This window comes from Buttiauxella massiliensis (assembly GCF_902500225.1).
In the GTDB taxonomy this organism is placed as follows: Bacteria; Pseudomonadota; Gammaproteobacteria; order Enterobacterales; family Enterobacteriaceae; genus Buttiauxella; species Buttiauxella massiliensis.
Window position 1 is genome coordinate 457937 of the sequence record NZ_LR722649.1, and the last position, 19895, is coordinate 477831.

Annotated in this window: 13 protein-coding genes; 12 read left to right on the top strand and 1 reads right to left on the bottom strand. The window is 49.6% G+C overall.

Features of this window, described 5'->3' with window-relative positions; all coding sequences use genetic code 11:
• Positions 1 to 3: 3 nt before the first annotated feature.
• Positions 4 to 690 carry a DNA mismatch repair endonuclease MutH gene (mutH, locus tag GC128_RS04345; protein ID WP_151993252.1) on the bottom strand — a complete coding sequence of 229 codons (687 nt, stop codon included), beginning with the start codon at positions 688 to 690 and terminating at the stop codon, positions 4 to 6.
• Positions 691 to 1375: 685 nt separating this feature from the next.
• Between mutH and rppH the strand changes: the two genes are divergently transcribed.
• From rppH to recD, 12 genes are all read left to right on the top strand, one after another.
• Complete coding sequence (gene rppH, locus GC128_RS04350) at positions 1376 to 1906, top strand: RNA pyrophosphohydrolase (protein WP_034457550.1); 531 nt, start codon at positions 1376 to 1378, stop codon at positions 1904 to 1906.
• 12 nt (positions 1907 to 1918) lie between these two features.
• Entirely contained in the window at positions 1919 to 4165 is a 2247-nt protein-coding gene (gene ptsP, locus GC128_RS04355; RefSeq protein ID WP_151993253.1) for a phosphoenolpyruvate--protein phosphotransferase, read from the top strand.
• 234 nt (positions 4166 to 4399) lie between these two features.
• A complete protein-coding gene (gene lgt / locus GC128_RS04360) occupies positions 4400 to 5275 on the top strand; it encodes a prolipoprotein diacylglyceryl transferase (protein WP_151993254.1) in 876 nt (291 codons plus the stop codon).
• Positions 5276 to 5281: 6 nt separating this feature from the next.
• Complete coding sequence (thyA, locus tag GC128_RS04365) at positions 5282 to 6076, top strand: thymidylate synthase (RefSeq protein WP_151993255.1); 795 nt, start codon at positions 5282 to 5284, stop codon at positions 6074 to 6076.
• 184 nt (positions 6077 to 6260) lie between these two features.
• Entirely contained in the window at positions 6261 to 6734 is a 474-nt protein-coding gene (locus GC128_RS04370) for a prepilin peptidase-dependent protein (RefSeq protein ID WP_151993256.1), read from the top strand.
• Positions 6725 to 7285 (top strand): prepilin peptidase-dependent protein, encoded by a 561-nt coding sequence (locus tag GC128_RS04375; protein ID WP_151993257.1) that lies wholly within the window; start codon positions 6725 to 6727, stop codon positions 7283 to 7285. Before GC128_RS04370 ends, GC128_RS04375 begins: the two co-directional genes overlap by 10 nt.
• A 68-nt stretch (positions 7286 to 7353) precedes the next feature.
• Positions 7354 to 7716 carry a DUF2509 family protein gene (locus GC128_RS04380; RefSeq protein WP_151993258.1) on the top strand — a complete coding sequence of 121 codons (363 nt, stop codon included), beginning with the start codon at positions 7354 to 7356 and terminating at the stop codon, positions 7714 to 7716.
• On the top strand, positions 7698 to 8039 hold the full coding sequence (locus GC128_RS04385; RefSeq protein WP_064513419.1) for a prepilin-type N-terminal cleavage/methylation domain-containing protein: 342 nt from the start codon (positions 7698 to 7700) through the stop codon (positions 8037 to 8039). The genes GC128_RS04380 and GC128_RS04385 overlap by 19 nt, the downstream gene beginning before the upstream one ends.
• 7 nt (positions 8040 to 8046) lie before the next feature.
• Complete coding sequence (gene recC, locus GC128_RS04390) at positions 8047 to 11421, top strand: exodeoxyribonuclease V subunit gamma (protein WP_151993259.1); 3375 nt, start codon at positions 8047 to 8049, stop codon at positions 11419 to 11421.
• Positions 11422 to 11576: 155 nt separating this feature from the next.
• A complete protein-coding gene (gene ptrA, locus GC128_RS04395) occupies positions 11577 to 14465 on the top strand; it encodes a pitrilysin (RefSeq protein WP_151993260.1) in 2889 nt (962 codons plus the stop codon).
• Between the two features lie 44 nt (positions 14466 to 14509).
• Positions 14510 to 18052: an exodeoxyribonuclease V subunit beta gene (recB, locus tag GC128_RS04400; RefSeq protein WP_151993261.1), complete on the top strand. Its 3543-nt coding sequence runs from the start codon at positions 14510 to 14512 to the stop codon at positions 18050 to 18052.
• On the top strand, positions 18049 to 19884 hold the full coding sequence (recD, locus tag GC128_RS04405) for an exodeoxyribonuclease V subunit alpha (RefSeq protein ID WP_151993262.1): 1836 nt from the start codon (positions 18049 to 18051) through the stop codon (positions 19882 to 19884). Before recB ends, recD begins: the two co-directional genes overlap by 4 nt.
• The last annotated feature ends 11 nt before the right edge of the window (positions 19885 to 19895 follow it).

The following is a 19895-nucleotide window of genomic DNA, read 5'->3' on the forward strand; positions in this document are numbered from 1 at the left end:
GTGCTACAACGAGAAATGATTAGCCAGTAAAGCGGCGGTAAAGTTCTTTTTCAGATAAAAACCGCGCGGGAGCGTAAGAATTGGCGCGCCATCAGCACCGAATGCATTGGTTAGCGCTTTGCTATTGGCGGCTTTGGGGCGTAACTGCAACACTTCTCCGTGTCGTGCGGTGATGCGCTCAACCTGGCCGAGCACAATCAAATCCATTAACTCCTCCCAATCCTGACGCAACTGCTGCTCTTCTTCCTCGGAAGGAGTCCACAGCAAAGGGGTGCCGATATGACGCAGAGCAAGGGGAATTTGCCGCTCTCCTTCAACCGGAACCCACAGAACCCGTTTTAATTTGTGGCGCACATGGCTGGTTTCCCACGTCACCCCTGTGTTGCCGGTGAGCGGGGCCACGCAAACAAAAGTAGTTTCCAACGGGCGGCCAAATCTATCCACAGGGATAGTTTTCAGCTCAATTCCTAATGCTGCGAAATCTTGTTCAGGTTTGCTACCAGCGCTGGCACCCAGCCATAGTTCGAGCAAAACACCGATCCAGCCTTTGTCGCGCTTGAGATCCTTTGGGATCGGCAATCTGGCTAAAGCAGCCAGTTCACCTAGCGTATAGCCAGCCAGCTTCTGAGCTTGAGTCAGTAATATCTGTTCGTTTTCTGGAGGGTTAAGTAAGGGACTGAGTGTTTGCATGTTGTCTTGTTACTGGCTGTTCAAAAAGTAAGCGTAATTATCCCGCGATATAAAGATAGTTTAGCGTGCCGGGGATAAGAATGACAATGCACTGATTTTTAATAACTTTTAAGATTAAAACTTATCGTTTTTTAATTTGGAAAAAACCTTTTCCCATTCTGGTCACCGGGAGTGAACAGGATCTTACACCGGGTTATCCACAGAAAAATGGGATAAGTGATAAAAAAGCTCACTACTGGTTCGATTTACAGCCTTGACTGGGGGTTAAACCCATTTTTTCACCAGATTGTGACTAACTTGTTGGCACAATCTGTGGATAAAAACGTCATTGGTCGATCTTTCATCAGTGTGAGATCTTCATGTGTGATGATCATCACATTACTGGGCTGTAAGTTATTCATTATATCTTTATTGTATTGAATATATTGATTATTTTATTTCATATTTTTAGTGGGTTTCAGGAGTTATCCTAAGTTGTCCCGAGTGTATAAGGTAGTTCTTCACAGTTATATCCACAGAAAAAGTGAATAAACTGCGAGGCCCATCCACGTTAATGTTTATAACTCGGTCATATTTTGTGAGTTATTCAAATGTTATTCCTTCTGAGAACCGTTACACAGTGGTTTACCGTCTAGCGCTTGTATGAAACAATCGCCCTAATCTAAGTTTGTTTTGAGGTAGTCCGGTGATCGATGATGATGGCTACCGCCCGAATGTTGGTATCGTAATCTGTAATCGGCAGGGTCAAGTAATGTGGGCCAGGCGTTTTGGTCAACATTCCTGGCAGTTTCCGCAAGGTGGCATCAATCCTGGCGAATCCCCGGAACAGGCAATGTACCGGGAGCTTTTCGAGGAAGTGGGTTTACAGCGAAAAGATGTCCGAATACTCGCCTCGACCCGAAACTGGTTACGTTACAAGTTACCTAAACGTTTGGTGCGTTGGGACACAAAGCCGGTTTGTATCGGCCAGAAACAAAAATGGTTTCTCTTGCAGTTGATCAGTAGCGATAACGATATCAATATGCAAACCAGTAGTACCCCAGAGTTTGATGGCTGGCGTTGGGTTAGTTATTGGTATCCGGTTCGTCAGGTCGTCTCCTTTAAACGCGATGTTTATCGTCGGGTGATGAAAGAGTTTGCAAGCGTCGTAATGCCGCTACAGGAAGTTGCGCCACCACGTAATAACGCGCCTGCATGGCGACGTAAAAGAGGTTAAGTCACGCGAAAAATGCTTACCCGTCTGCGAGAAATAGTCGAGAAGGTTGCCAGTGCCCCGCGCCTCAATGAGGCGCTGGATATTTTGGTTACAGACATCTGCCTTGCGATGGATACCGAGGTATGCTCGGTTTATCTCGCAGATCATGACAGGCGCTGCTTTTATCTCATGGCAACACGTGGCCTTAAAAAGCCACGTGGTCGCACCATTACACTCGCATTTGATGAAGGCATTGTCGGACTGGTTGGGCGTCTTGCAGAGCCGATAAACCTTGCTGATGCGCAGAAGCACCCAAGTTTTAAATATGTACCTGCAGTAAAAGAAGAACGTTTTCGCGCCTTCTTGGGTGTCCCTATCATCCAGCGTCGCCAGTTGCTGGGTGTGTTGGTAGTACAACAACGTGAGCACCGGCAATATGATGAAAGCGAGGAGTCTTTCCTCGTTACGCTCGCCACACAAATGGCGGCAATCCTCTCTCAATCACAGCTAGCTGCCTTATTTGGTCAATATCGCCAAACGCGTATTCGTGCGTTGCCTGCATCTCCGGGTGTAGCAATTGCCGAAGGTTGGATGGATTCGACACTCCCTTTAATGGAGCAAGTGTCGGAGGCATCTACACTCGATACGACACTTGAGCGTGAACGTCTGACTGCAGCACTTGAAGAGGCTTCCAACGAATTTCGCCGCTATAGCAAACGCTTTGCAGCGGGAGCTCAGAAAGAAACTGCGGCCATCTTTGACCTTTATTCTCACCTACTTACCGATGCCCGACTTCGTCGTGAACTATTCGAAGAGGTGGATAAAGGGTCGGTGGCAGAATGGGCAGTCAAAAAAGTCATCGAAAAATTTGCAGAGCAATTCGCAAGCCTCAGCGACAGCTACCTAAAAGAACGAGCGGGCGATCTCCGCACGCTCGGTCAACGTCTGCTATTCCATCTTGATGACAACATTCAGAGCCCAAATACCTGGCCTGAACGCTTTGTGCTGGTGGCTGATGAGCTATCTGCAACCACGCTTGCTGAATTGCCGCAAAACCGCCTGGTTGGTGTTGTTGTGCGTGATGGTGCTGCGAACTCGCATGCTGCAATCATGGTGCGGGCGTTGGGCATTCCAACCGTCATGGGAGCTGATATTCAACCCTCTGTGCTGCATCGGCGCACATTGGTTGTTGATGGCTATCGGGGTGAATTGCTGGTTGACCCTGAAACAGTGTTGTTGCAGGAATACCAACGGCTTATCACCGAAGAGAATGAACTCACTCTTCTGGTTGAAGACGGCGTTGATAGCCCGGCTGTACTGAAAAGTGGTGAGCGTGTGCAAGTCATGCTGAATGCGGGTCTGAGCCCGGAGCATGAGCAGCAACTTGGCAGTCGTATCGACGGAATCGGTTTATACCGCACCGAAATCCCGTTCATGCTGCAAAGCGGCTTCCCGTCAGAAGAAGAACAGGTCGCCCAATATCAGGGCATGTTGCAGATGTTTAACGAAAAACCGGTCACACTACGAACGCTTGATGTTGGGGCGGATAAACAATTGCCGTATATGCCTATCAGTGAAGAAAATCCATGTCTGGGCTGGCGGGGAATCCGTATCACGCTTGACCAACCTGAGATTTTCCTCGTGCAGGTGCGCGCTATGCTGCGTGCTAACGCTGCCACGGGTAACTTGAGCATTCTGCTACCGATGATCACTAGCATCGACGAGATTGATGAGGCACGCCGCCTGATTGACCGTGCCGGGCGCGAAGTGGAAGAGGTACTGGGTTATGAGCTACCTAAGCCGCGTATTGGTGTGATGGTTGAAGTCCCGTCGATGGTATTCATGATGGGGCACCTTGCCAGCCGCGTTGATTTTATCTCTGTGGGCACCAACGACCTGACGCAATATTTGCTGGCCGTCGATCGCAATAACACTCGTGTTGCAAGCCTGTATGACAGTCTTCACCCGGCAATGATCCGTGCGTTGAGCCACATTGCGAAAGAGGCGGAACGTAACGGTATTGACCTATGTTTATGTGGTGAAATGGCGGGTGACCCGATGTGCGTGGCACTGCTGGTGGGTATGGGGTATCGCCATTTATCGATGAACGGCCGCTCGGTGGCTCGCGTCAAATATCTGTTGCGCCACATTAGCCTGGAAGAGACACAACAGCTTGCGCAGCGTAGCCTGGAAGCTCAATTATCGACAGAAGTGCGCCATCAGGTTGCGTCCTTCATGGAACGACGTGGAATGGGCGGTTTGATTCGCGGCGGGCGTTAGTTGCTGGCGCCGCTCTTCTTTCTCATACCTTATTCATGCCGAAATAATTCGAGTTGCAGCCAACACAGCCGCGGCTCGAAGTATGAAGGGCATTACATATCTTTTACAACTTCACCGACTTAATCCTTGAGCCCTTTGTGCTATGATCCGCTGCTTTCGGAGCGCATCCGCACAGATGCGTACTTGCAACCCATCGTCGACTTTCGGTGGGGTAACAATGGTTTGTGGTGACAGATGAATAGTGGCTATCTGCATTTCCCTGAATTTGACCCGGTGATTTTTTCCGTCGGGCCAGTCTCTTTGCACTGGTACGGAGTGATGTACCTGGTTGGTTTCGTGTTTGCTATGTGGCTTGCAGGTCGTCGCGCCAATAAGCCAGGTAGCGGTTGGACGAAAGACGAAGTCGAAAACCTGCTATATGCTGGCTTCCTCGGGGTATTCCTCGGCGGGCGCCTTGGTTATGTCTTCTTCTACAACCTGCCATCCTTCCTTGCTGACCCACTGTATCTGTTTAAAGTCTGGGATGGCGGTATGTCCTTCCACGGCGGGCTAGTTGGTGTTATCTGCGTGATGATTTGGTTCGCGCGCCGTACTCACCGCAACTTCTTCCAGGTTGCTGATTTTATTGCACCATTGATCCCATTTGGTTTGGGCGCAGGCCGCCTGGGCAACTTCATCAATGGTGAACTGTGGGGCCGTGTTGATCCAAACTTCCAGTGGGCGATGCTGTTCCCTGGTTCCCGTAGTGAAGACGTTGGCCTGTTGGCTACACATCCTGAATGGCAGTCGCTGTTTAACACCTACGGTGTCTTACCACGTCATCCTTCTCAGCTTTACGAGATGGTTTTGGAAGGTATCGTGCTGTTCATCATTCTTAACGTCTTCATCCGTAAACCGCGCCCAATGGGGGCTGTATCCGGCCTGTTCCTGATTGGCTATGGTGCTTTCCGCATTATCGTTGAATTCTTCCGCCAGCCGGATGCACAGTTTACCGGTGCGTGGGTGCAGTACATCAGCATGGGGCAAATCCTCTCGATTCCGATGATTGTCGCCGGTGTGGTAATGATGGTTTGGGCGTATCGTCGTCGTCCACAGCAACAGCTTTCGTGAGGAAACATGCAACAGTATCTTGATTTGATGAAACATGTGCTGGAAAACGGCACTCCAAAAGATGACCGCACTGGCACCGGTACGCTGTCGATTTTCGGTCATCAGATGCGCTTCAATTTGCAAGATGGTTTCCCGCTGGTTACCACTAAACGCTGCCATTTACGCTCCATCATTCATGAACTACTGTGGTTCCTGAAGGGGGAAACCAACGTTGCATATCTGCATGAAAACAACGTCTCTATCTGGGACGAATGGGCAGATGAAAATGGCGACCTTGGCCCTGTGTATGGCAAGCAGTGGCGCTCTTGGGCAACGCCAGATGGCCGCCATATTGACCAGTTAACCACTGTGATTAACCAGCTTAAAAACGATCCCGACTCACGCCGCATTATTGTTTCGGCGTGGAACGTGGGTGAGCTGGATAAAATGGCACTGGCACCATGCCATGCGTTCTTCCAGTTCTATGTGGCTGACGGCAAGCTTTCCTGCCAGCTTTATCAACGTTCATGTGACATCTTCCTTGGCCTGCCGTTTAATATCGCCAGCTATGCGTTACTGGTGCATATGATGGCGCAGCAATGTGACCTGGAAGTGGGTGATTTTGTCTGGACCGGTGGCGATACTCATTTGTACAGCAACCACCTCGAGCAAACTCGCTTGCAGTTAACCCGTGAGCCACGGGCTCTGCCAAAACTGGTGATTAAACGTAAACCTGAATCACTGTTCGATTACCGTTTCGAAGATTTTGAAATCGAGGGCTACGATCCGCACCCTGCGATCAAAGCGCCAGTCGCTATCTGACGACTGACAGCCTGCCATAACCGGTGCCATTTGTGCGCCGGTTTTTTTTGCCTGAATTTTGTCTTTGCGAGCCTCTTTCCAGCACTTCTGCAACCTTATGAAACCCTAAAACTATCCTTCGAGTCACCCCGAAAAATAGTTCTTTGGCAGTGGCGAAGAATTTTTCGGCTGGCACACTGCCGCCATGAAAATAAAACAACAAGGCTTTAGCCTGATAGAAATGATGGTGGTAATGATCATTGTTGCGGTACTTGGCGCTGGCGGTTTGTTTGGCTGGCAACAGTGGCAGCAACAGCAACGGCTATGGATAACCACCCAGCATGTCCGCAATTTGCTCGAAGAGCTACGCAGTGATGCTAACTGGCATAACCGAGACCATCTGTTAGTAGTGAAACGAACAGAAAAAATGTGGTGTCTTACCAGTAAGTTGGCGGAGGACAGTGAATGTCATTCTGACAAACGCTGGCGATTAAACCAGCCTTTTACTGATGTTGATATTACTGAGATAACGCCAGGTGTGGGATTTTATGGATTGAGAAATACCGCCTGGCCTGGCCATATATTGTTGCAAAGCATGGCTGGTAAATGGCGGGTTGTTCTTTCGGCTCAGGGAAGAGTTCGTGTCTGCGAGGTTATAGGGAGCAACAAATGCAGCTAAATCAGCAGGGATTCACCTTACTGGAAACGCTCATCGCTATGGCATTAAGTAGTATTGTTTTGCTAGGTGCAGGACGGTTATTTCCAGCTCTGCAACAAGCAGTATTGCAGCAATATCAAAAAGAAAGTCTACAAGAGTCACTCTGGCAGTTGGCGTTCAGTTTGGGGAAACAGTTGCAAAGAGCAGGCTATTGCCACGGAAGCTGCCAGGGAGATGGGTTGATACTGCGCAAAGAGGGCGGATGCGTTTTGTTGCAATGGGATAGCAATAGTAATGGGCGCTGGGAGCCTTCCAGCCATGCCGAAACTGAATTGGCAGGTTATCGACTAAACGGTAGCAATCTGGAATTTATGCGCGGAGCTACCAGTTGTGAAGGAAGTGGCTGGGAGAAAATATCCGATCCAGCAATAATGGCTATACAGAAATTCTCGGTGACCCGCCAGGCTCGTCACTCAATGCCTCCGCTGTTAATAATTGAACTGGAAGCGGCTTTCAAAAAAGGCCGAAACCAGGTGTCTTTGCACCATACCGTTGTGGGATATAACTTGTGAGTGGACATCCTGAGCGGGGAAATATCACCCTCGGATTCGTGCTGCTATTATTTGCGCTGGGGATATTAATGCTAGGTGGATTACAACGACAGTTAAGTCACCAGCGGCACTTAGTCGCCAGCGAAATAGGTTTTCTTAAGCAATATGCTGCTGCCATTTCTGCTCAGGCCTGGGGAAGTCAGTTAATCTGGCAACCTCAGCAAACCTGGCACTGCCAGCAAGAAATAGAAAAAGGCTGGAAGGCCTGCGTCTTGTTGGTCGAAAGAAATGAGGTGCTGATGGCGGTGCGTGGAACGTATTCAGGAGCGCAATTGCCACTCACACTTTGGCGATGGGGTGTTGTAGATAATTCACGTTGGTTATCGACCCCTCATGGCTGGCTGGATTTTTGCCCTTTTACTGAGGTGCCCAGATGTCAGTTACCACAGTAAAATCATTAGAGCGCGGATTTAGCCTGATTGAAGTGTTGTGTGCTATGGCATTATTTTCAGTAGTGATGCTGGCTCTGCTGGGGTATTACCGGGTATTACAACAAGGTTTTCAGTCTCAATGGCATTCTCGCCAGCTGTGGCGTTTAGCCGTAGAAATGAGCGAGCCTGATGTGCCATTGCCAACAGATGGATGGAAAGTCAGTCGACAGCAGACATCAGCGGCGGGATGTGTCAGCATCGCCGTTACTATTATTAGCCCTGGCGGGCGAACCGGGCAGCTATCACGGCTACATTGCCCGCAAAAAGAGAAAAGTCAGGAGTAGAGATTCTATGTTGCGTGTTTACCATTCCAACCGGCTGGATGTGCTGGAAGCAATTATGGAATTTATTGTGGAAAGGCAACCGTTGCCGGACCCTTTCCAGCCTGAAGTGGTGTTGGTGCAAAGCACCGGTATGGCTCAGTGGCTACAAATGACCTTGGCACAAAAATTTGGTATCGCGGCGAATATTAGTTTCCCGCTTCCCGCCAGTTTCATCTGGGACATGTTTGTACGTGTGTTACCAAATATTCCTGAGCAAAGTGCTTTTAACAAGCAAAGCATGAGTTGGAAACTGATGACGCTCATCCCCACGATGCTAGAGCAGCCTGAATTTTCACTGCTGAGTCAGTATCTTGAAGAAGATGAAAATGGGCGAAAACTATCCCAGTTGGCCTCAAGAATTGCTGACCTCTATGACCAATATTTAGTTTATCGGCCTACATGGTTAAGCCTGTGGGAAAAAGGTGAACTTGTAGATAATGTGGGTGAAGCCCAATTGTGGCAGGCTCCGCTCTGGGCTGCATTGGTACGGCATACGCAAGAACTTGAACAGCCGGAATGGCACCGTGCAAATCTCTATCAACGTTTCATTGATACTCTGGAAAAAAGCAGTGAATGCCCGCCGGGCTTACCAGAGCGTGTGTTTATTTGTGGTATTTCGGCATTGCCACCGGTTTATCTTCAGGCGCTACAGGCACTTGGTAAGCACATTGACGTGCATTTGCTGTTTACCAACCCTTGCCGCTACTACTGGGGCGATATTAAAGACCCCGCTTATCTTGCACGCTTGATCAGCCGTCGGCGTCGCAGCCACGCGCAGCGAGACATCACGCTGCCACTGTTTAAAGATTGCGACTCAGCCTCAGCATTGTTCAACGACGATGGTGAGCAAGACATTGGCAACCCACTGCTGGCCTCATGGGGGAAGTTGGGGCGTGATTACACGTACTTGTTAGCTGAATTACAGCGTTTTGAAGAGATTGACGTATTTGTCGATATTGAGCCTGACAATGTGCTGCGGAATGTGCAGTACGATTTGCTGGAGCTGCAAAACAATGCTGTCACCGGATTAACCGAAGAAGAGTTTGAACATAGTCATAAGAAACGCCTTCTTGCCCTTAATGATCAATCAGTGACATTCCATGAATGCCACAGTCCTCAGCGTGAAGTCGAAGTGCTGCACGATCAACTACTTGCGATGCTGGATGCCGATCCGGCATTAACTCCGCGTGACATCATCGTGATGGTGGCAGATATCGATAGCTACAGCCCATTTATCCAGGCCGTATTTGGTAATGCTGTAGGTGAGCGCCGCTTACCCTTTGCGATCTCTGACCGTCGCGCCAGGCAGGCTCATCCGGCTCTGCAGGCGTTTATTTCTCTACTTTCCCTTCCTGATAGCCGTTTCGCAGCACAGGATGTTCTTGCGCTGCTTGAGGTTCCCGCACTGGCTGCTCGCTTCTCAATTAACGAAGAAGGGCTGCGCTATTTGCGCCAATGGGTCAATGAATCTGGGATCCGTTGGGGAATTGACGACGACAATGTGCGTGAATTGGATCTTCCCGCAACCGGGCAGCACACTTGGCGCTTTGGTCTCACGCGTATGCTGTTGGGTTATGCCATGGATAGTCAGGCGGGTGAATGGCAGTCAATTCTCCCTTACGATGAGTCGAGCGGTTTAATTGCTGAACTTGTCGGGCAACTGGCCGAATTACTAATGCAGTTGAACATCTGGCGTAGGGAGCTCTCTGTAGCCCGGCCATTAGCCGAGTGGACAACAGTCTGCCGCGACATGTTATCGAGTTTCTTCATGCCTGATACTGAAACAGAAGGTGCGTTGGCGCTGATTGAACAGCAGTGGCAAGAGATCATTAAATATGGTCTTGAGTCGCGTTACCAGGAGCATATCTCGCTGACGTTATTACGTGACGAGCTGGCCCAGCGCCTCGATCAGGAACGTATCAGTCAACGTTTCCTGGCCGGGCCAATAAACTTCTGTACCCTGATGCCGATGCGTTCCATTCCTTTCAAAGTTGTGTGCTTGCTTGGTATGAATGATGGCGTTTATCCGCGCACGCTGGCGCCACTTGGGTTTGATCTAATGAGCCAGAAGCCGCAACGTGGTGACCGTAGCCGCAGGGACGATGACCGTTACTTATTCCTTGAAGCCCTCAATTCGGCACAATTACGTTTTTATATCAGCTATATCGGGCGGTCTATTCAGGACAACAGCCAACGCTACCCTTCAGTGCTGGTTGATGAATTACTGGACTACATCGCGCAAAGCCATTGCTTGCCACAGAACACGGAACAGACCTGTGATGAAAGCAGTGAGCTTGTGAAAAAACATCTGGTTCAGCGGCATTATCGCACTCCTTTTGAGGCTGGTAATTTTTTGCCGGGAGCGCTTGTACAAAGCTATGCCAACGAGTGGTTGCCAGCTGCAAGTGAGCAGGGCCAGGCCCAGGTGGCATTTATTCAACCATTACAAGAAGAGAGCCTGGACGTCATTACGCTCGACCAGTTACAGCGTTTCTGGCGTCATCCAGTACGAGCGTTTTTCCAGATGCGTCTGGGTATCCATTTTCGACTTGAAGAGAGCGATTTACCCGATGCCGAGCCGTTTACATTAGATAGCCTTGAGCGTTTCCAGATGAATCAGGAACTGCTCAATACCCTGGTTCAGGAAGGTAACTCTCAGCAACTATTCCGCCGCTACCGTGCGGCAGGCTCGTTGCCGTATGGAGCTTTCGGTGAGATTTTATGGGAAACCCAGTTAACAGAAATGGCTGAGCTGGCGCAAAAAGTGAGAGCCGAACGGCAAAGCGGTAACAGCCTGGAAGTCTCGCTAGATTTAGACGGAACAAGGCTTGAAGGTTGGTTGTCGGATGTGCAGGCTGATGGCTTGTTACGCTGGCGTCCTTCCATCCTCAACCCGGCACACGGTCTGCAGCTATGGATTGAACATGTTGTCTGGTGTGCATTGGGAGGTGATGGTGAAAGCCGCCTGTATGGAAGGGATTCAACAGAGTGGAAATTCCCTGCACTTGATGTGAAACAGGCAAAAAGCTATCTCCAGCAACTTATTGATGGTTATCGGAAAGGATTAGTACAACCGCTCTTATTGCTTCCCATGAGTGGTGGAGCATGGATAAAAGCCTGTTATGAACCCGCGAATGATGCCATTTTATGGGATGAGCAAACGCAACAGAAAGCCAAAAGTAAACTATTGGCGGCCTGGGAAGGGAATCAGAGAGTTGAAGGTGAGGGGGCCGATATGTGGTTACAACGACTGTATCGTACGCTCGAGCCAGACTACTACGAGGCAATTATAAGAGAGGCGGAGCGCTACTTACTGCCGCTGTTTCGTTTCAATAAAGCTTAAATGTCTGTATAAAAATTGCACAACCCGGCAGGTTCATCTATGATGCGCTACTTGCTCAGGGTTGGCGAAAAAAGAAACAACTAAAATAGTAGATTGTTTTTAAAAGTTGTTAATGATGAGTGAGTTAGGAAGTTTCGTGATTATGAGGTTTGTGAATGCCTAAATGCAGCACCTGGTTAAAACCGCTTTTCTTGTTGTTAGTTGCCCTTTGGGCACCATTAAGTCAGGCAGACACGGGTTGGCAACCTATCCAGGAAACTATCCGCAAAAGTGAGAAAGACAACCGTCAATATCAGGCTATACGTCTTGATAATGGTATGACAGTGCTGCTGGTTTCTGATCCGCAAGCTGTTAAGTCATTGTCTGCGTTGGTTGTTCCTGTTGGATCTTTAGAAGATCCTAACAACCATCTTGGCTTGGCTCACTATCTTGAACATATGACGCTGATGGGCTCTAAAAAATATCCGGAGCCGGATAGCCTGTCAGAGTTTCTCAAAAAGCATGGTGGCAGCCACAACGCCAGTACTGCAACTTACCGCACTGCGTTTTATCTCGAAGTGGAAAACGATGCGCTGGAAGGGGCTGTTGACCGTTTGTCTGATGCTATCGCTGAACCCAATCTCGCCCCAGAATATGCTGAACGTGAACGTAATGCGGTTAATGCTGAGCTGACCTTAGCTCGCGCCCGTGACGGTATGCGTATGGCGCAAGTTAGTGCTGAAACTATCAACCCTGCACATCCGGGTTCACGTTTTTCCGGCGGTAACCTTGAAACTCTGCGCGACAAACCAGGCAGCAAGCTGCTGGATGCTCTGGTCGCTTTCCGTGATAAATATTATTCTGCCAACCTGATGAAGGCCGTTATTTACAGTAATAAACCACTGCCGGAATTGGCAAAAATTGCTGTGGAAACCTATGGCCGGGTGCCAAATAAAAACATTGAGCGGCCTGTTATTGATGTGCCGGTTGTCACGGATGCGCAAAAAGGAATCGTAATTCATTACGTCCCCGCATTGCCTCGCAAAGTGGTGCGCGTTGAGTTCCGTATCGACAATAATAGCGATAAATTCCGCAGCAAAACTGATGAATTAATTGGCTATTTGATTGGCAACCGTAGCAACAATACGCTTTCTGACTGGCTGCAAAAGCAGGGGCTGGCGGATAGCATCCGTGCCGATTCCGACCCGCTAGTTAACGGCAATAGTGGCGTGTTCGCAATCTCCGTATCGTTGACTGATAAAGGTCTCGCGCAGCGTGATGAAGTGGTTGCGGCTATTTTCAGTTACTTAAATAAATTGCGTGAGAATGGCGTCGATAAAAGTTATTTCGACGAACTTGCCCATGTTCTCGATCTCGACTTCCGTTATCCATCAATAACCCGTGATATGGATTACGTTGAATGGTTAGCGGACACTATGCTTCGCGTGCCGGTCGAACATACACTTGATGCTGTCAATATCGCCGATCAATTCGATCCAGCGGCCATTAAAGCTCGCCTGGAGATGATGACGCCACAAAATGCACGTGTCTGGTATATCAGCCCGAAAGAGCCACATAACAAAATGGCTTATTTTGTAGAAGCGCCTTATCAGGTCGATAAAATCACACCACAAGTCTTCGACATCTGGCAGAAAAAAGCGGCAGCAATCAAACTGACATTGCCGCAATTGAACCCGTACATCCCGGATGACTTTACGTTAGTTAAACCAGATAAAACCTATGCTCACCCTGAGTTGCTGGTAAAAGAACCAGGCTTGCGTGTGTTGTATATGCCAAGCCACTATTTTGCCAGTGAACCAAAAGCTGATGTAACTATGGTGCTGCGTAATCCGCAGGCGATGGATAGCGCGAAAAATCAGGTCCTGTTTGCCCTGAATGACTATCTGGCTGGAATCGCTCTGGACGAGTTAAGCAACCAGGCTTCCATTGGCGGTATTGGCTTCTCTACAAATGCCAATAGCGGTTTGATGGTTAATGCCAATGGTTACACCCAACGTTTGCCGCAGCTTTTTGAAGCACTGCTAAAAGGCTATTTCTCCTACACACCGACTCAAGAGCAGTTGGATCAGGCAAAGTCATGGTATGCCCAAATGATGGATTCGGCAGACAAAGGCAAAGCTTACGATCAGGCGATTATGCCGGTGCAGATGATGTCGCAGGTGCCATATTTCCAGCGTGAAACGCGCCGCGCGTTGCTGCCTGATCTGACGATAAAAGACGTACTTGATTATCGGGAAGTTTTAAAAGCTAATGCTAAACCTGAGTTTTTAGTACTGGGCAATATGTCTCCTGGTCAGGCAAAAGAGCTTGCGCATAACGTACAAAGTCAGCTGACTACCAAAGGTAATGAGTGGTGCCGCAATAAAGACGTGCTTGTTGATAGCAAACATTTAGCGATGTTTGAAAAAACAGGAGGCAGCACGGATTCAGCGCTGGCCGCAGTTTATGTCCCGAAAGGTTTCGATGAAACGGTAAGTACTGCTTACAGTTCTATGCTGGGGCAAATCATTCAGCCTTGGTTCTACAACCAGTTGCGTACCCAGGAACAGTTGGGTTATGCCGTGTTTGCGTTCCCGATGTCAGTTGGGCGCCAGTGGGGGATTGGTTTCTTGCTGCAAAGTAACGATAAGCAACCAGCCTACTTGTACCAGCGGTTTAAAGCGTTTTACCCAACGGCTGAAAAGAAGTTGCGTGAGATGAGCGCTGAAGATTTTGCTCAAATGCAGCAGGGGGTGATCAGTGAGATAATGCAGGCACCGCAGACCTTGTCTCAGGAGGCTTCACAACTGAGCAAAGATTTCGATCGCGGAAACCTGGATTTTGATTCGCGTGATAAAGTAGTCGCCGAAATTAAAAAACTGACGCCGCAAAAACTGGCTGATTTCTTCCATCAGGCAGTGATTGAACCGCAGGGAATAGCTGTACTGTCGCAAGTTTCTGGTAGCCACAATGGCAAGTCAGATTATGCCACTCCGAAAGGCTGGAAAACCTGGAAGGAGGTCAGCTCTCTGCAGCAATCATTGCCGCTTGTAGACGCTAAGTAATGGCGGCCACGGCACCTGCAACTTGAAAGACAATGGGTATAATAATGACCGGAACCACTCAGCCGCTTGACCCTCTTAGTTTACCTCTGACAGGGGAGCGGCTGATTGAAGCTTCTGCCGGTACCGGAAAGACATTTACCATTGCGGCACTCTATTTGCGTTTGCTGCTTGGCCTGGGTGGGCAAAATGCCCATCCCCGGCCACTCTCCGTTGAAGAATTATTGGTCGTTACCTTTACTCAGGCTGCGACCGAAGAGCTCCGCGGCCGTATTCGCGCCAATATTCATGAGTTGCGTATCGCCTGTGTACGCAATCGCACTGACAATCCATTGTTCCAAAGCCTGCTGGCTGAAATTCCAGATCTTCATCAGGCTGCCCAAGTTTTACGCCATGCAGAACAGCAAATGGACGAAGCGGCCATTTTCACTATCCATGGTTTTTGCCAGCGAATGCTTAGCCTGAATGCATTCGAATCAGGCATGCTGTTTGAGCAACAACTCATTGAAGATGAGTCGCGGTTGCGCCGTAATGCCTGTGCTGATTTCTGGCGTCGCCATTGTTACCCACTTCCTAAACCGGTCGCGCAGGTTATGGCAGAGGAGTGGGCCGGCCCGGAAGAACTTCTCAGAGACATAAACAGCTGGTTGCAAGGTGAACAGCCGGTACTTAAACAGCCGCCAGCTGATGATGAAACGCTGCTTGCACGGCATCAGAAAATAATTAACGCCATTGAAGATGTGAAAGCACAATGGTGTGCTTGTGCGGATGAAATTGCGCAACTCCTGAGTGTGGCGAAGATAGACCGCCGCAGTTACAGCAGCAAAAACTTACCTAACTGGCTGAATATTGTCGGCACTTGGGCGCAATCAGAAACCACTACCTATAAATTGCCTGACCAACTTGAGCGTTTCTCTCAGTCGATGCTCGACGAGAAAACCAAAGAAGGTCAACCGCCGCAGCATCCTGTTTTCAGAGCGATTAACGATTTATTGGGTGAGCCATTAACACTGCATGATTTAGTTATCGCTCGTGCTATGGCTGAAATCCGCTATACCGTTCAGCAGGAAAAGCTTCGCCGTGGCGAACTCGGGTTTGACGATATGCTGACGCGTCTTGATGAAGCTCTGCATAAGCCGGGTGGTGATGCCCTTGCCGCCGCCATTCGTGGTCGTTTCCCTGCTGCGATGATTGATGAGTTCCAGGATACCGACCCTCAGCAATACCGCATTTTCAGGCGCTTATATATCAATCAGCCCGATACGGCGCTGTTGCTTATCGGTGACCCAAAACAAGCCATTTACGCTTTCCGTGGGGCAGATATCTTTACCTACATGAAAGCTCGTCATGAGGTAAGTGCCCACTACACGTTGGATACTAACTGGCGCTCATCACCTGCAATGATAAGCAGCGTAAATACGCTGTTCCAACAACTGGATAATCCCTTCTTATTCGAGCAAATTCCGTTCATGGCAGTGAAAGCCGCGGCGAAGAACAGCGGCCTGCGTTTTACCATGAAAGGGAAGAACCAGCCGGCGATGTCGCTCTGGGCGCAGTCGGGTGATGGTTGCGGTGTTAGTGATTACCAACAAATCATGGCCATGCAGTGCGCGCAGCAGATTCGCGATTGGCTGAGTGCCGGGCAGCGCGGTGAGGCTCTATTGTGGAAAGGTGAGGCATCTCGCCCGGTACAGTCATCAGACATCACTATTTTGGTTCGTAGTCGCGGTGAAGCTTCAATTGTTCGGGAGGCTTTGAGCGCGCTAAATATCCCTTCTGTTTACCTTTCAAATCGTGACTCGGTTTTTGCAACGCCTGAAGCGCGAGAGATTTTGTGGATTCTGCAGGCTGTACTGGCCCCTGAAATTGAAACAGCACTGAGAAGTGCTGTTGCGACCAGTATGCTTGGCCTTGATGCCCAAATGATTGAGGCGCTGAATAACGATGAAAATGCCTGGGATCAGTTGGTTGAAGAGTTTTCAGAATATCGACAAATTTGGCTACGCCGGGGCGTAATGCCGATGTTGCGAGCGCTTATTGCGCATCGCCAGATTGCTGAAAATTTGTTAGCAACGCCGGGAGGTGAAAGGCGTCTTACCGACATTTTACACATCAGCGAATTGCTACAAGAAGAAGCGGCGCAAACTGATAGTGAACATGCTCTGGTTCGATGGTTGGCGCAACAGGTCGCTGAACCTGACAGCAACGCGTTTAGCCAACAACTACGCCTCGAAAGCGACAGGCATTTGGTTCAGGTTGTCACTATCCATAAATCAAAAGGGCTTGAGTATCCGTTGGTCTGGTTGCCATTCATCGCCAACTATCGGGCGCAAAACAGTGGTCTCTACCATGACCGTTCGACCTTCTCACCGCTGCTGGATTTAAGCGAAGATGAGGAGAGTCTTAGCCTTGCGGAAGAAGAGCGACTGGCGGAGGATTTACGCTTGCTGTACGTCGCTTTGACGCGATCTATCTGGCATTGCAGTCTTGGTGTCGCCCCATTGTTTAAGGGGAATCGTGCCAAAAAAGGGACCAGCGATCTACATCTTGGGGCGCTGGGGTATCTTCTGCAAAAAGGTGAAGCGAAAGATGCGGCCGGTTTACAGGCATGTTTGCAGGAACTGGTCAGTGAGTCGATTAGCGTCGAAGAACCTCACTCGGAAGACTACACCCCGTGGCAGCCTGTCAGTGCCGCACTCCCGGAACTGAGTGCCAGAGTGATGAAAAGGCAGGTTGCTGATAACTGGCGTGTAACCAGTTACTCCGGTTTGCAGCAACATGGCAGTAGCCAGATGCTGGATCTATTACCCAGAATAGATGTGGATGCTGCAGGTGTAGTGCCAGTGCAAAGTGAGCCATCACTAACTCCACACACCTTCCCGCGTGGGGCAGGGCCGGGCACATTTTTGCATAGCTTATTTGAAGGCATCGATTTTACTCAGCCGATTGACGATGTGTGGGTTGCAAAGCAACTCACAGAGCAAGGTTTTGCTGAAGAGTGGCAGCTGATTGTCACTGAATGGCTGCAGACAATTTTACAGGCATCGTTAAATGATTCGGGCGTCTCGCTTAACCAATTATCTCCTCAGGAAAAACAGGTCGAACTAGAGTTCTATCTACCCATTGAAAGTGATTTGCAGGCTGCACATTTGGACAGATTGGTACGTGGACATGACTCGTTATCGGCAGGTTGCCCACCGTTAAACTTCAAACAGGTGCGTGGCATGCTGAAAGGGTTTATCGACCTGGTTTTTCGCTGGCAAGGGCGTTACTACTTGCTGGATTACAAATCCAACTGGCTGGGTGAAGACAGCAGTGCCTATACCCAGGAAGCGATGGCGGTTGCGATGCAATCCCATCGTTACGACCTGCAATATCAGTTATATACGTTGGCACTGCACCGCTATTTGCGCCACCGTATGCCTGACTACGATTACCAAAGGCATTTTGGTGGTGTTATTTATCTGTTTTTGCGCGGGGTTGAAAGAAATGGCTCGTCACAGGGAATATTTACCACACGCCCTTCTGTGCAATTAATTGAGCAGATGGACGCATTGTTTGCCGGGCAAACGGACGAGGTTACGCCATGAAAATGTCTGCGTTGCTACAGCAGGCGGTCGAGCAAAAATTGTTGCGCGCATTGGATGCGCAATTCGCCATGATGATTGCCAGTGACGACGAGCCCGCAGTCATGCTGGCAGCGGCACTTGTCAGTCACGATGCAGGTGAAGGCCATGTGTGTATCCCGCTTTCGCGCTTAAAGCCGGAGTTCTGTTTTGCCGGGCGGCAACCTGACTTTGCTGAGCAACTTTTCGCTCTGGTTGGTACCAAAGCCAATTGGTACGAGCTGCTATTGGCATCTGATGCGGTAAGTGAGTATGAAGGCGCAACACCGCTGAAATTAATTGGCGAGCGCTTGTACCTCAACCGGATGTGGCAAAACGAACAGTCTGTCGCGCGGTTTTTTGGCGAAGAGAACTGCGCAATCCCACTTAATGAAACGCAGATTATCCGTGTACTAAATCAACTCTTTGAGCCAACAGCTGATATCGACTGGCAAAAGGTTGCCGCCGCCGTGGCACTGACACGACGCATTTCAGTTATTTCTGGTGGGCCGGGAACCGGGAAAACCACTACGGTGGCCAAATTGCTCGCAGCACTGGTTCAGTTGTCGGACGCAAAACCTTTGCGTATCCAGCTGGCGGCTCCAACGGGTAAAGCCGCTGCACGTTTAACCGAATCCTTAGGTTCCGCTCTACGGCGTTTGCCGTTGGATGATGCGCAAAAAGCCTCGTTGCCAAGCGATGCTTGTACCTTGCACCGCTTATTGGGGGCACAACCTAACAGCCAACATCTGCGCTATCACGCAGGGAACCCATTGCATCTTGATGTGCTGGTGGTGGATGAAGCCTCGATGGTGGATTTGCCAATGATGGCAAAGCTGATTCATGCGTTGCCAGCACATGCGCGGATCATTTTCTTAGGCGACCGCGATCAACTGGCATCGGTGGAAGCGGGGGCGGTGCTCGGGGATATTTGCCATTATGTTACACACGGATATTCTCCTGTTCGTGCGGCCGAATTAAGTCGACTGACGGGTTACTCACTGGCGACAGGTGAAGGAACCGAAGCTAGCGTGCTGCGAGACGGGCTTTGTCTGCTGCAAAAAAGCTATCGTTTTGATAGCAAATCAGGAATTGGGCAGTTGGCCTATGCTGTTAATGCAAGCGATGTGAAACAGGCTAAAGCGGTGTTTGCTAAAGGTTTTGGCGATATCACAAAGCAGCCACTGCGCGAAACTGAAGACTACGCGTTGATGATTACTGATGCAGTGGATGGGTATCGGCCGTATCTGGAATTAATACGTAATCACGCAGAGCCTGTAGCTATTATTGACGCTTTTGGGCGTTATCAGCTGTTATGTGCATTGCGTGATGGCCCGTTTGGCGTCAGTGGCCTGAATAACAGAATAGAACTTGCGCTGATTCAAAAAAGGCTCATTGAGCGGCCAAATCAGGCCGCTTCAAGATGGTACAACGGCAGGCCAATTATGATTTCGCGTAACGACAGTTCGTTAGGCTTATTCAATGGTGATATTGGTATCGCGTTAGATAGAGGCGAGGGGCTACGCGTCTGGTTCCCGATGCCGGATGGCACAATAAAATCAGTGCAGCCGAGCCGTTTACCGGGGCATGACACCGCCTATGCTATGACGGTGCACAAATCCCAGGGTTCGGAATTTGAGCACGCAGCCCTTGTTCTGCCAAATCAGTATACCGCTGTGGTTACGCGTGAACTGGTCTATACCGCGATTACTCGTGCTCGAAGCAGGCTATCTTTGTATGCCGATGATCGGGTGCTGGAAAAAGCCATTGTGACAAAGACGGAAAGACGCAGCGGATTGATGGAGAGTTTTAGCTAGCCCTGGAAAGG